The organism is Gracilibacillus sp. JCM 18966, assembly GCF_055392695.1.
Genome location: NZ_AP043883.1, coordinates 748706 through 762642, shown reverse-complemented (window position 1 = coordinate 762642; position 13937 = coordinate 748706). Strand labels below are relative to the sequence as shown.

Here is a 13937-nt window from a genome sequence, read left to right as displayed (position 1 = left end):
GTAAAGGACATTTCAAGCAGAATCCATGTTAGAAATGTCCTTATTCTCCCAAAGCTAGACAAAAAAGCGATCATTTAGTGCTTGTGACAAGAGAAAATAGGTGGTATCTTATAGCAAAATATATCTAGAAAAAAGGAGGGCACTAATGGCACGAGTTTTATACATAGAAGACGAGAAGGAAATTGGGAGCTGGGTAACAGAAGCGTTGACGGAAAAGGGGCATGACGTGACATGGCTTCGGTCTGGAGAAAATTTAGAATCCTATTTATCGAATATAGATATGGCAATCCTTGATATTATGTTGCCAGGGCTGGACGGTTTTTCTATAGGGAAGCGTATCAAAAAAGAGATAAAGGATTTACCAATCCTCATGTTATCTGCACGATCTGCAGTGGAGGACAAAATCGAAGGGCTAAGTTTTGCGGATGATTATTTAACCAAGCCATTTCATCCAGAAGAGCTCGCTGCAAGAGTAGAGGTTCTGTTAAGACGATTCCAAAAAAGTGAAGATACGATTGAGATAGGACATTTGAGCATTCAGGTGAAAACGATGATGATTATGAATAAGAAGACAGGTGAGGAAATCAAGCTAACAGGCAAACAATATCATTTATTTCAATTTTTTATTCGTCATCTCAATCAAATTCTAACAAAGGAGCAGCTTTATGAAGGTGTATGGGGGGAGCCTTACATAGATGGGGACAAAACGCTAATGGTACACATTCGTTATTTGCGCGAAAAAATGGAGCAGGATCCGGCTAAGCCAAGGATTATTGAAACCATTCGAGGCATCGGCTATCGGGTGAAGGTATGAGGAAGTTTTTTCAATCTCTTTTAGCAAAATACATGCTCCTTATTGTGTTAGCCATATCGATTGTTCAGATTGGATATTTATTTATTGCTATCTTTATTGCAGGTGTAGCAGATAGCTTTGAAAAGAATGATGCTCGGGAAGAATACGATTTTGAATGGATTGAAGAAAAGTGGCATGAAGAAACAAATCAGCTAGATGCCATTACCGATAAACAAATAAACGATTATTTTCAGAAGTGGGGAGAGCAATTTCCAGAAGCGGCCATGTTCTGGGTGGATGGTAATGGTATTCTAAAAGAACAGTTCCATGTCGACAAAAAGCTTCCAGAACAATGGACTGCAGCGTATACGGCAAAATTTATTAAGGATCGTTATGATGGAAATCCATTTACTGTGATTGCATTTGCAGGTGGCAGTGAAGCGAATGGACTCGTTGTGTTTGAAATGCCAAGAGAGAACTTTAGTACACCAGTAGAAAAGGTGTATGATAAGTTCGGTTCGATTATATTTGTTGGGATGATAGTAATTATCCTTCTATTTATTTTCATCTCTTTTTTATTCTTTCGCGGTATTCGTAAGCGATTATTATATTTGCAAGAGGCAATGGAAATACGTGATGTGGACGGACTACCAATTAAGATTGATGTGAAGAAAAAGGATGAGATCGGTCATCTTGAACAGACTTTTAACCAAATGGTAGACGAATTAAGGGATAGCAAGGAGCGAGAGCAAGAGGAGGAAGAGTTAAGAAGGGAATTAATCGCCAATTTATCTCATGATTTAAGAACCCCTTTAACCAAAATCAATGCACAAACCTATAAACTAACCAAGCAGGATTTGCCGGCAACTACACAGGATGCCCTTCGAACATTAGCATCCTCTGTGGACAATATAGATCGTCTTATTGAGAATCTAATGTCTTACACGCTTTTAATGGCAAGTAAATACAAATTAGAATACAAGGAAGTAGATATCGCCCGTTTTACAAGAGAGTGTATAGCCTCCTGGTACCCAGTCTTTGAAAAAGCAGGATTTCATGTCCATGTCGATATCGATGAAGGGATGGATCACACATGGCATGTAGATCCAAACTGGTTAACTCGAATTTATGACAACCTTTTACAAAATGTATTACGTCATGCAAGCAGTGGTAAATATGTTGAAATAAAGATAGAATCTGTTGCTAACTATGATGCAGTGGTCATTTCCGATCATGGTCACGGATTAAAAGTAGACTCTGATCAAAAGGGTGCAGGAATAGGTTTATCCATCGTAGATAAAATGGTAAAAGGAATGGAATTGGATTGGACAATGGACACAAATGAGCAAGGAACAACGGTGAAAATTATAAATGATCGACTATATAGTGGGAAGAGCTAAATCTAGTTCTTCCCACTATTTTTATTTAAACAAAATTTAAACAAAGCCCCTACTAGAATTTAACCTAGACTGTCTATCATAGAAAGAGAGGTGAGTAAAAATGGAATATATCGTAGAGACGAAAAAATTAACCAAAAAATTTGGAAAAGAAATGGCAGTGGAAGGTCTGGATATGAAGATACCAAAAGGAGAGGTCTATGGATTTCTAGGACCAAACGGAGCAGGAAAAACGACAACGATTCGGATGCTGTTAGGACTAATGAAGCCAACCTCTGGCTCTATACAAGTTTTTCAGAAGGATCTGAACAAGGGTCGAATGAGTATCTTGTCAAAAGTCGGTTCCTTAGTAGAGAATCCATCCTATTATCCTCATCTAACAGCCTATGAAAATTTAGAAGTATGGCGGAAAATACTAGGTACACCAAAATCTAGAATAAAGGAAGTGCTTGGAATTGTTCGCTTATCAGATGTAGCCAATAAAAAAGTAAAAGGCTTCTCACTTGGAATGAAGCAGCGTTTGGGGATTGCTGCAGCATTATTAAATTATCCAGAATTATTAATTCTAGATGAACCAACAAACGGTCTTGATCCATCAGGGATTATTGAAATTCGTGACCTAATCAAACGATTGCCAGAAGAGCATGGAATGACTGTCCTTATCTCTAGTCACTTATTATCTGAAATTGATCAAATGGCGACAACGGTGGGAATTGTAACAAAAGGGAGAATGATTTTTCAGGATTCGATTGAAGCAATGCGAAGGTTTGCCAAACAAAAGATTTCGTTAAAAGTAAGTAATAGTAAAGCGGCATGGCAATATTTACTTGCAAAGGGAGTAAAGGTAGATTACCAGGACGAAATCATTTACTTAACCGAGCATACCGATGAAAAAGTGGCAGAAGCAATTCGTTTCCTCGTTCAAAAGGACATCGCCATCTATCGTGTGGAAGAAGAAAAGAGATCACTTGAGGAGATCTTCCTGCAAATGACGAGGGAGGAGCAAGCTGGATGATAAAAAAGTTGCTAAGTGTGGAGTTTTTAAAAATTAAACGGAAAGGATTTTGGTTCTTAACCTTTTTAGGTCCTTTCGGAGTCATTGCATTACAAATGGTCAACTATGGAGTGAGGAAGGATTATCTCCTCCAGCAGAGCGAAAATGACTGGCAGTACTATTTAGCAAATGTCAGTTCCTTTACTCCATTAGCCATCGTGTTAGGGATTGCGATCCTCACTTCTTTTTTAACAAGTATTGAGAGTGAAACAAACGCCTGGAAGCAATTAATTGCCCTCCCTGTTTCGAAATGGAGTGTATACTTAGCCAAATTCACTGTACTAGCCTTTTTGTTAGTTGTTTCCTCACTACTTCTCATGGTTTTCACATTTGGCTTTGGTCTGTTTCTTGGTTTAGGGAGTGATATACCATACAACTCCATATTAACATTAAGTCTATATCCTGTTGTTGCAGCCTTACCTGTACTAGCACTACAGCTTTGGATTGCTACGGTTAGTAAAAATCAAGGTATTCCCATCACAACAGGTATTATGGGGGTAATTTTCGCTTATTCTGCCTATGTCTTACCCGATTGGATGATATGGAAATGGCCAACATTGAGAAATGAATGGGGAGATCCCATTATCAACGTACTCCTCGGACTCGGAGTTGGCTTTTTATTGTATATTGCTGGTATGTTAGATTTTGCAAGAAGGGATGTCAAATAAATGGTTGGAATATTACGCTCGGAATGGTTAAAATTACGAAAATCTAAAATCTTGCCAATTATTTTTGTCGGTCCACTCATTGGACTTTTTATTGGTTTAACCTATAATATGGACCTGATGGAAGGTGTAGCAAATGATTGGTATATCGCCTTAATGGGCATGAATTTCACCTATGCATTATTATTTTTACCTCTCATAACAGGCGTGCTGGCAAGCGTTATTTGCCGATATGAGCACCAAGCAGGTGGCTGGAAGCAGCTTCTCGCCATGCCTGTTACAAGAGGAAAAGTGTTTATCAGCAAATATGCTCTCGTGATGCTCTTAGTCATGGTGATTCAGTTATTATATCTTGCTAGTGTCTATACAGTAGGGATGATAAAAGGCTTTACCACTCCATTTCCTATTGATATTGTCTGGAAGAGTATTTTTGGTGGTTGGGTAGCGACATTGCCTTTAGTTGCCTTACAGCTTTGGATGTCTATGTTATTCAAGAGCTTTGCTGCTCCCTTTGCGGTGAATGTTATTTTTACTTTGCCGACAATACTAGCTATTAATTCAGAAACATATGGACCATATTATCCATGGGGACAACCATTTATGATGATGTATATAGGTGGAAAGGAAGGGGATGTGTTCTTTATCCCGTGGGATCAATTGTTACTCGTTGTGGGTGGTAGCTTTGTTTTATTCTTCCTATGTGGATATATTTATTTTCAAAGAAAGGCCGTATAAATTATAATTAATAAATCAAATTAAAATAAAATTTGCCTTACTGATACAATAGTATGAGTAAGGCTTTTTGCGGTTTGTTCTATTAAGATGGATAAATTTTCGGATATTTTTATAAATTACTAGGATATTCAACTTATTTGTAAGCAGTTACAATCTGTGTAGGCGTTTAGAAAAAGAGGAGGGGTAATAATGAGAAAGCTTGCCATTATGATATTTAGTACAGCATTTTTATTAGGCTTAGTAGCATGTGGAGGGAGTAATAATGAAGAAACCTCAGGTAGTGATGTGATTGAATTAACACTTTGGAATGATTGGACAGAGGATCGACCAGAGAATAATGCCTATAAAAGTATGGTCGAGAAATTTAATGAAGAGAATGAAGATATTGAGGTGATCATTGAAGCCATTCCACATGACCAGTACGAGACAAAGCTTCGTACACAAGCAGCGGGTAAACAATTGCCTGACATGTTCCGTGTTTGGCCAGGAGCAAGAATACAACCATTAGTGGAAGGGGATGCGCTCCTACCTTTAAATGATATTATCGATAATTGGAAAGACACAATTCCAGAAGGGATTATGAAGGATTATGCTGTGGATGGCAATCAGTATGCCATACCAGGAAATATAAGTGAAACGAGTTTGATCTTCTATAATAAAGAAATGATCGCACAGGCAGGTTTTGACACATTCCCGGAAAGCTATAAAGATTTAAAGGGTTTAATCCAAGCATTAAATGAAAAGGATATCACCCCTATTTCACTAGGGAATAAAGCGATTTGGCCATTGCAATCCGTATATATTTCGACCATTGCTGATCGATTTACTGGAAGTGATTTTTTACCTCAAGCTTTAAACGGTGAAGGAACGTTTGAAAATGAACAATTCGTTCAATCATTGTCTATCATCCAAGAGCTTACGGAAATAAAAGCATTCAACGAGGATATGAATACACTGGATGAAGCACAGGCTCGCAATAACTTTATAAGTGGTAATGCTGCTATGCACTTTGCAGGATCATGGGCAATTGGCCCGATATTAGAAAGTGCCGAAAATATTGAGAATATTGGTGTTGCTCCATTTCCAAGCTTTGAAGGTGGAGAAGGAGATCCAGCGAAAATTGCAGGTGTTGCAGGTGGAGGTATTGCACTAAACAGTGATTTAAGTGAGGAAGAAAGAGAAGCGGCATTCAAATTTTTAAAGTTTTTTTATAGTGAAGAGATGTATCAACAGTTACTAGAGGCAAATATTATTGTTCCTGCAGATCTTGAAATGGGTGATGAAATTCCTCAAGTATTTCAGGAAGCGAATAATCTGGCACAAGGGGGATTAGCTCCTGTTTATGATGCTACCTTAACTCCGGAGTTGACCGATTTAATTAATAATGGGCTACAGTCCATTACTTTAGGTGAAATGACACCAGAAGAGCTTGCGAAAGAGATGCAAGCTGAAAATGAAGGCAAATAAATATGGTTGCTGGGACATAACGAAAAAGGAGCATGAGAATCCGAACAAAATTCTGACTGAGCGTAGTCAAAATACGGAGACTCCAGTGGGAACAGCACGAGCTGAAGATCCACTTTGCAAAGCGGTTTTCTTTGCAAAGTTAGCTGAAGCCGTGCCCACGGAAAGCGGAGTATTTTGACGGAGCGGTTTTTGTGCAGAAAAAATAATGGTCGGGTTTTTCTTCCTATATTATTCTTTCGTCCCAGCCCCTAATGGAGGTGAGCGGATGCATGCAACTAGAAATAAAACAATAGCAATAACGGTGGGGATCTTACCAGCATTGATCATCTATCTTATCTTTGCAATCTTACCAATTCTTCAATCCTTTTATTATTCATTAATGGAGTGGGATGGCTTTTCAGCGATGCAATATGTTGGCCTTGATAATTTTAAAGCATTGTTCCAAGATCCACTATTTTGGAATTCCTTGAAAAATAATATTTATGTTGTCTTAGCTTCCGTTTTGGGTCAAGTACCCATTGCGTTGTTCATTGCATTATTACTCAACAGAAAAATAAAAGGATTGAAGCTATTCCGGACGATCGGTTTTTTACCTGTTGTGTTATCAACGGTCGTTATTTCGATAACATGGAGCTTAATCTATAATTCGGAAAATGGTTTAATTAATGAATTATTGCGAACGATTGGGCTAGATTTCTTAGCACAGAATTGGCTCGGTGATTCTAAATGGTCCATGATTGCCGTATTGGTAACTGTCATTTGGCAGTTTGTTGGGCTGTATTTAATCATTTTTCTAGCCGCCTTACAAAATGTCCCAGAAGAAGTATTGGAAGCTGCTAGAATCGATGGAGCCTCCGAATGGAAAACCACCTGGAGCATTACGATTCCTATGATTTGGGATACCATTATTGTTGCTGTAATTCTTTGTATCTCTGGAAGCTTAAAGACATTTGATCTTATCTATGTCATGACAAATGGCGGACCAGCCCATTCGACAGATGTAATGGCATTGTATATGTTTAATGAAACATTTAATCAATTACAATATGGCTATGGAAGTGCAGTATCAGTCATTATTTTCTTCTTCAGCCTTATTTTAATCTATACGGTAACCAAACTTTTAGGAAAAAAGATGATATAGAGAGGAGGAGACCTATTGCAGTCCACATACGAAAAATCGATCGAAAACAAAGCATATCAACATAAAAAATTTCCGGTGAAAAAAACGCTGATTTACGTTGTGCTCATCATCTTCGCACTTGTAAATGCCTATCCTATTCTATGGATGGTGATTAACTCATTTAAATCCGAGCAGGAGTTTGCAAATAATCAATTCGGCTTTCCGAAAGAATTTGTCATAGAAAATTATATCAGTGCTTGGGAAACGGCAAATCTAGGAACACTATTCTCTAATAGTATTTTTATTTGTTTAACAGCAACGTTTTTAACCGTTTTAATCGGTGCAGTTACCTCTTATTTTTTGTCTAGGTTTACCTTTAAATTAAACAAAGCCGTCTACACCTTTTTTATATTTGGTATGCTGATCCCTATCCATGCAACATTAGTACCAATGTTTATCCTAATGCGTAATATCGGATTATTAAATACACCGATTACGCTAATATTTCCATATATCGCTTTCCATCTGCCGATTACGATTTTTATTCTAACAAGCTTTATGAAGGCATTTCCAAAGGATATTGAAGAGTCAGCGATTATGGATGGATGTGGTATTTTCCGAATCTTTTGGTCGATTATTTTACCAATGTCGCGTCCTGCCTTAGCTACAGTTCTGATCTTGAATTTTATTTATAATTGGAATGAATTTTCATTTGCACTAGTCTTAATCAATGACCCTAATCTCCAAACATTGCCACTCGGTTTAGCTAGTTTTGCTGGTCAATTTACGACAAACTATGGTGCCCAAATGGCAGGTTTAACGATGTCCTTGATTCCGATTATCGCCTTTTACCTGTTATTAGAAAAAGAAATTGTAAAAGGAATGACAGCAGGCGCTGTAAAAGGATAGTGTATGATAGGTAGAAAAGAGTTTAAAGGTGATGTAAATGATTCGTCATTGGGGATTAAGAAAAAAATTTATCAGTGTGTTTTTAATACTTATTACACTACCCACTATCCTATTTGGTTCGCTTATTTATTACCAAACAACCGAGGTGTTTAAGGAGCAAGCAGAGGAAAATATTAATGCAAGATTAGAAAAAAATGATGAAAATCTAGTAGCAATCTTAAATACTATCGAGAATATTACCTCGTATATGATTTACGATGAGAGCTTCCGCACCTTCTTCACAACACCAAAGCAAGACGTAGCAAAGGTCAGAGAAGCGGAAAATGCCATTAAAGGTTTTTTTACCTTTCAAATCATGAGCTATAAGTATATTGATTCAATTAAACTTGTCAGTACTAACCAAGATAATTTACTGAATTTCGGTAATCCGGTCGAAGGAAATGAAAATGAACTTAGAAAGCTAGCTATTTCGACAGGCGGGGAGCCAGTTTGGAGCAACACGTATAAATTAAACAGTGCATGGTCTGGAGAGCACCATGTAATTAGTTTAACTAGACAAATTAATGACATTAACAAGATTTCACAACCAATAGGGATGGCGAGAATCCGTCTGAATGAAACAGAATTATATAAAAATATCGAAGTAGATATGACACAACAAGGAAATTACTTTGTTTTATCCAACAGTGGAGAAGTAGTGTTACATCCTGATAGTGATCTGGTAGGAAATAAATATCCTAATCAAGCTATTATTGACTTAGTCACACATGAACAGGGGAAAAATTTCACCTATGAAACAGGTGGGGAAAAATATCTATTGGTCAAGCAAAAAATAATCGGAACGAATTGGTTTTCTGTGATACTAGTTAATCAGGATGAGGTAGTGCAGAACTTGTACAATGTTCGTACATTAATGATTAATCTTGTTGTCCTATTAGCTGTTCTTGGTGTTGTCGCATTTTTTGGTTTTTATAATTGGCATGTGAAACCAATTTTAGAATTAACCGAACAGACAAAGCAATTGGAAAAGGGTAATTTTTCGGCAAAGGTTCCGGTTCATTCAAAGGATGAAATTGGAAGGTTAGGATTAAGGTTTAATAAAATGGTTATAACGATACAAAAGTTTATTGATCGCGAATATAAATTGAAGATCAAGCAGAAGGAATCGGAGCTAGAGGCATTACAAAATCAAATTGATCCTCATTTTTTATATAATACATTAGATATGATTCGTTGGACTGCAAGAATGGAAAAAGCAATGGAAACAAGTCAACTAATCGAACGCCTGTCGAAGATATTTCGGATGAATCTCAATAAAGGAAGTATGTGGGTTTCACTGAAAGAGGAATTGGTTTATCTTGATAATTATTTGGAGCTTCAGCGAAGTAGAATGGGTGATCGATTACAATATACGATATACTATGAGGAACAATTGAAGGACACACTGATTGTGAAACAATTAATACAGCCATTAGTAGAAAATAGTATCCTTCATGGATTGAAGGATCTCCCAAGGCAAGGCAAAATAGATATACGCGCATATAAAAGAGAACGAAGTCTGATCATCGACGTTATCGATAATGGCCGGGGTTTTCAAGAAGAATCATTATCGAAGATTGATGGAGGATATGCCCTGCAAAATATAAGAGATCGAATGAGGTTAGCATTTGGTGAAGGATATGGTATGGAGATCAAAAAAGGAAACAAAGGGGCATGGATAACATTAGAGCTTCCATTAACACTGGAAAAGGAAAAAGCAAAAAAACAAGAACCAGGTGAAAATAATGACCTATAGTATGTTAATAGTTGATGATGAGCCAATAATTTCTCGTGGATTAGCGAACACCATCCCATGGCACGAAAAAGGGATTGAAGTAGTAGGTACTGCTATGGACGGAGAGGATGCGATCAATAAAATCAACGAACATAAAGGGTTAGATATTATCATAACAGATGTCAAAATGCCAAATAAAGACGGTTTGGAGCTTGCTACTTATATTAGCCAGTATTACCCTAACACGGAAATAATCATGATTAGTGGCTATGATGAATTTAGCTATGCCCAAAGAGCGATGCAATTAGGGGTAAAGGATTATTTGCTAAAGCCAGTAGATATTGACCAACTACTTACCATTATGGATAAATTAATGCAGAAAATGAAATTAGAAAGAAACGAGCAAGAGCAAAAGCAACAGCATGTTCTATTGAACACATTAATAGAACAAGTATTGGAATACCCCAATCCAACACAAGTCTCTCCGATACTTAAGGAACAAAAGCTGAAAATAATCTTGACAATGAAGTGGGATTATTATTTCGATATAAATAAGTTCACAGAGGACGAACTTCGGGAATTGAAAAACAATTGGAAGCAAACCGCTGATCAAATGCTTTCTAAAAATAGTAGACTCGGAGTTTCCTTATTTATCCGATCTAATATATTACTAACATGCTTCTTTGACACGGAGAACCAATCTAGTGATCAACTATTAACAGACATGCAACACCAGTTATCGGATCATCTTATCTTCTTGTGTCCCTTCACAGTACAAGTCAAGCAGCTTCATTCCGTAGTATCTCAGATGGTGGATGCCGTTTTTCAAATGCCGATTAAGCGAGAAAAATTAGCTTTTTATGAAAAGAAAACGAAAGAAGTAAAAATGATTACCTACCCGAAGGAAATGGAGCAGAATCTAACAAATGCGATTCTGCATCTTGAAATGGAAGAGATCCAATCCATCGTTCAGCAAATGGTCTACTATTTCCAAGAGCAGCATATTACTCTTGGACATGTGATTGAGTTAGCGAGAGCGTTAATGCAGGCTATTATGAAACAATGTCAAGACGTATTACAAATGGAGCCTAGTGGAATAAAGCTCGCATTTCATCAAGATCCAGACATATTATTAGTCGACTCTTTTATAGTGATAGGAGAATTGATCTTAATGGACATTGAAAGGATTATTGATGGCTTCCATTTAACGCAACCGGATCATAATGATTGGTTAATGGATCGGGCTATAGCCTATATAAAGGAGTATTTTGCGTCCGATATAAAAGCACAAGAAGTAGCTAATGTTATCAATATTTCACCAAATTATTTTAGCTCATTATTTAAACAAAAAACAGGTAAAAATTTTAATGAATATGTCAATGGCCTACGTGTAGAGGAATCCAAGAGATTATTAATGGAAACTCCATTTAAAATACATGAGATAGCTGAACAAGTAGGTTACAATGAATATAAATACTTTGTAGAGGTCTTTAAGAAGTTTGTCGGTATGACACCTACGAAATACAGGCAAGTAACTTCTTCGAGATTAGAGAGATAATTTAGGAGGTAGTAGTAATGGAAAAAGTAGCAATAAAGATACCAGAGGACTTTATCTTAGGTGCCGCTCTGTCCGCTTGGCAATCAGAGGGTTGGTCAGGGAAGAAGGATACACAGGATTCCTATTTAGATCTATGGTATAAAGAAAACAAGAATGTCTGGCACAATGGATATGGGCCGGCTGTTGCAACAGATTTCAGAAACCGCTTTAAAGAAGATGTCGCGCTGATGAAGGAAATCGGTTTAACCCATTTCAGAACTTCTATCAATTGGTCACGCTTCCTAACAGACTATGAAACAGCAACGGTCGACGAAGAATATGCCAATTACATAGATGATGTGATTAACGAATTAATAGACAATGGTATAGAGCCAATGATCTGTCTAGAACATTATGAATTACCTGCAAAGCTATTGAAGGAGTATGGCGGTTGGGCTTCCAAGCATGTCCTCGAATTATTTGTCAAATATGCAGAAAAGGTATTCGACCGCTATGGAGATCGAGTAAAGCATTGGTTTACGTTTAATGAACCAGTAGTGGTTCAAACAAGGGTATACTTAGATGCGATCCGTTGGCCGTTTGAGCAAAACACAAAGAAATGGATGCAATGGAACTATCATAAAGGTCTGGCAACTGCTAGAGTAGTGCAGCTTTTTAAAGAAAAGGATTTAAAGGCTAAGCATGGAGCAAAGATTGGTGTCATCTTAAATCCAGAGGTTACCTATGCACGTTCTTCTGCTCCCCATGACCAAAAAGCAGCGGAAATGTATGACTTGTTTTTTAATCGTACCTTCTTAGATCCGGCAATAAAAGGAGAGTATCCGAAACAGCTATTTGATCTAATGGATAAGCATGGAATCACCTTTGATTATACAGAAGAAGAACTATCCATCATCAAAAATAATACAGTGGATTATGTCGGCATAAATCTATATTTTCCACATCGGGTACAAGCTAGGACATCTGCATGGAATGAAGCTATCCCATTTCATCCTTCGTACTATTATGAAAAATTTGATATGCCAGGCAAAAAGATGAATCCTTATCGTGGTTGGGAGATCTACCCACAAATTATGTATGATATGGCGATGCGAATGAAAGAGGAATATGGAAACATCGAATGGTTTATCGCGGAAAATGGTATGGGTGTAGAGAATGAGAAAAGATTCAAAAATGAGAGCAATATTATTCAGGATGATTATCGAATCGAATTTATCGCTGAGCATTTAAAATGGTTATTAAAAGCAGTAAAGGAAGGCGCTAATTGTACAGGCTATATGCTTTGGGCATTTTCGGATAATGTTTCCCCAATGAATGCCTTTAAAAATAGATATGGTCTAGTAGAAATAGATTTAGAAGACAATCGAAATCGTCATTTGAAGAAATCTGCTTATTGGTATCAGCAAATCATTAAAGAAAGAGAATTTCTTGCATTAGATGATGATATTTGTAAGTAAGCATCTTCTTTTACCCAAATTGAGGTGAAGTGAATGAAAACCTATTTAGCTATAGATATAGGTGGGACTTTTGTTAAAACCGCAATCGTCGATGAAAAGGCAAGTATATTAACTTCTTATAAAGAAAAAACACCTTCTTCATTAGAGGAATTATTAGGTCTCATGAAAAGAGTGAAAGCATCTTACCATGAGATAAGCGGAGTTGCGGTTAGTTGTCCGGGTGCTGTATCTGATCAAGGGATTATCTATGGTTCTAGTGCTGTTCGTTATTTACATGGTCCAAATATAAAGAAATGTATCGAAGAGACTTTACGTTTGCCTGTGTTTTTAGGAAATGATGCCAATTGTGCTGCTTACGCAGAACTGTGGGATGGAGCAGCACAAGGGCTTCGTGATTTTATGGTAATGGTGATTGGAACAGGAATCGGTGGTGCGATCATTAAGGACGGTGTCTTGCATAAAGGAGCCCATCTGCATGGTGGAGAATTTGGTTATATGCTTTTAGATCCAGATTCTATAGAGGATGACAGTGTATGGAGCCGAATTACTTCTACGAAAGCTTTAGTAAAAAAAGTAGCGAAAGCAAAAAATCAAGACTATAACACGCTTTCAGGTGAAGCAGTGTTTCAGATGGCAGAAGCTGGTGATCAAATTTGTTCAGAAGCAGTAGATCGTTTCTATCATTTGTTGGCGGTTGGTATTTATAATCTACAATATATTTATGACCCTGAAGTAATTCTTATCGGTGGTGGAATAAGTGCACGGCAAGAATTGATAGACAGATTGAATGAGAAATTGGATCGAATTATCGAACGTATTGGGCTTGCTAAAATGAAGCCAGTAATCAAGTCCTGCCAGCATCGACAGCATGCTAATTTACTTGGGGCAGTATATGGGTTTAAGAAACATTGCTTAGATGATTAAAGTAACATTATTTAGGAAAAAAGGGCGCAAATTAATTGAGGCCACTGAAAAAGTCCAAAATCTAATTAACGAGGGTCTTCTCGA

At 37.2% G+C, this 13937-nt stretch carries 12 protein-coding genes; all 12 read left to right on the top strand.

The window, feature by feature from the left end; all coding sequences use genetic code 11:
• Positions 1-145 precede the first annotated feature (145 nt).
• Positions 146-814, top strand: a complete 669-nt coding sequence (locus tag ACZ5N5_RS03425) for a response regulator transcription factor (protein ID WP_277679818.1) — start codon at positions 146-148, stop codon at positions 812-814.
• Positions 811-2193, top strand: a complete 1383-nt coding sequence (locus ACZ5N5_RS03420) for a sensor histidine kinase (protein ID WP_277679819.1) — start codon at positions 811-813, stop codon at positions 2191-2193. The genes ACZ5N5_RS03425 and ACZ5N5_RS03420 overlap by 4 nt, the downstream gene beginning before the upstream one ends.
• A gap of 100 nt (positions 2194-2293) precedes the next feature.
• Positions 2294-3205, top strand: coding sequence for an ABC transporter ATP-binding protein (locus ACZ5N5_RS03415; RefSeq protein ID WP_464373282.1), 912 nt, complete (start codon positions 2294-2296; stop codon positions 3203-3205).
• The gene (locus ACZ5N5_RS03410; RefSeq protein ID WP_109982874.1) at positions 3202-3912 is read left to right on the top strand and encodes an ABC transporter permease; all 711 of its coding nucleotides are present in this window, start codon (positions 3202-3204) and stop codon (positions 3910-3912) included. Before ACZ5N5_RS03415 ends, ACZ5N5_RS03410 begins: the two co-directional genes overlap by 4 nt.
• Entirely contained in the window at positions 3913-4644 is a 732-nt protein-coding gene (locus ACZ5N5_RS03405; RefSeq protein WP_054789196.1) for an ABC transporter permease, read from the top strand.
• Between the two features lie 189 nt (positions 4645-4833).
• Complete coding sequence (locus ACZ5N5_RS03400; RefSeq protein WP_464373281.1) at positions 4834-6111, top strand: extracellular solute-binding protein; 1278 nt, start codon at positions 4834-4836, stop codon at positions 6109-6111.
• A 265-nt stretch (positions 6112-6376) separates the two neighbouring features.
• Positions 6377-7252 carry a carbohydrate ABC transporter permease gene (locus ACZ5N5_RS03395; protein WP_054860423.1) on the top strand — a complete coding sequence of 292 codons (876 nt, stop codon included), beginning with the start codon at positions 6377-6379 and terminating at the stop codon, positions 7250-7252.
• A 39-nt stretch (positions 7253-7291) separates the two neighbouring features.
• Positions 7292-8140 (top strand): carbohydrate ABC transporter permease, encoded by an 849-nt coding sequence (locus ACZ5N5_RS03390; RefSeq protein ID WP_425454554.1) that lies wholly within the window; start codon positions 7292-7294, stop codon positions 8138-8140.
• Positions 8141-8177: 37 nt separating this feature from the next.
• Positions 8178-9935, top strand: a complete 1758-nt coding sequence (locus ACZ5N5_RS03385) for a cache domain-containing sensor histidine kinase (protein ID WP_464373280.1) — start codon at positions 8178-8180, stop codon at positions 9933-9935.
• Positions 9925-11472, top strand: coding sequence for a response regulator transcription factor (locus ACZ5N5_RS03380; RefSeq protein ID WP_109982870.1), 1548 nt, complete (start codon positions 9925-9927; stop codon positions 11470-11472). Before ACZ5N5_RS03385 ends, ACZ5N5_RS03380 begins: the two co-directional genes overlap by 11 nt.
• 17 nt (positions 11473-11489) lie before the next feature.
• On the top strand, positions 11490-12929 hold the full coding sequence (locus ACZ5N5_RS03375; protein ID WP_109982869.1) for a glycoside hydrolase family 1 protein: 1440 nt from the start codon (positions 11490-11492) through the stop codon (positions 12927-12929).
• A 33-nt stretch (positions 12930-12962) separates the two neighbouring features.
• On the top strand, positions 12963-13853 hold the full coding sequence (locus ACZ5N5_RS03370) for an ROK family protein (protein WP_464373279.1): 891 nt from the start codon (positions 12963-12965) through the stop codon (positions 13851-13853).
• Positions 13854-13937 lie beyond the last annotated feature (84 nt).

Excerpts from the sequence above, each read along its gene's own strand:
- ACZ5N5_RS03425 (WP_277679818.1), top strand. The coding sequence starts at position 146 with ATGGCACGAGTTTTATACATAGAAGACGAGAAGGAAATTGGGAGCTGG.
- ACZ5N5_RS03420 (WP_277679819.1), top strand. The coding sequence starts at position 811 with ATGAGGAAGTTTTTTCAATCTCTTTTAGCAAAATACATGCTCCTTATT.
- ACZ5N5_RS03415 (WP_464373282.1), top strand. The coding sequence starts at position 2,294 with ATGGAATATATCGTAGAGACGAAAAAATTAACCAAAAAATTTGGAAAA.
- ACZ5N5_RS03410 (WP_109982874.1), top strand. The coding sequence starts at position 3,202 with ATGATAAAAAAGTTGCTAAGTGTGGAGTTTTTAAAAATTAAACGGAAA.
- ACZ5N5_RS03405 (WP_054789196.1), top strand. The coding sequence starts at position 3,913 with ATGGTTGGAATATTACGCTCGGAATGGTTAAAATTACGAAAATCTAAA.
- ACZ5N5_RS03400 (WP_464373281.1), top strand. The coding sequence starts at position 4,834 with ATGAGAAAGCTTGCCATTATGATATTTAGTACAGCATTTTTATTAGGC.
- ACZ5N5_RS03395 (WP_054860423.1), top strand. The coding sequence starts at position 6,377 with ATGCATGCAACTAGAAATAAAACAATAGCAATAACGGTGGGGATCTTA.
- ACZ5N5_RS03385 (WP_464373280.1), top strand. The coding sequence starts at position 8,178 with ATGATTCGTCATTGGGGATTAAGAAAAAAATTTATCAGTGTGTTTTTA.
- ACZ5N5_RS03380 (WP_109982870.1), top strand. The coding sequence starts at position 9,925 with ATGACCTATAGTATGTTAATAGTTGATGATGAGCCAATAATTTCTCGT.
- ACZ5N5_RS03375 (WP_109982869.1), top strand. The coding sequence starts at position 11,490 with ATGGAAAAAGTAGCAATAAAGATACCAGAGGACTTTATCTTAGGTGCC.
- ACZ5N5_RS03370 (WP_464373279.1), top strand. The coding sequence starts at position 12,963 with ATGAAAACCTATTTAGCTATAGATATAGGTGGGACTTTTGTTAAAACC.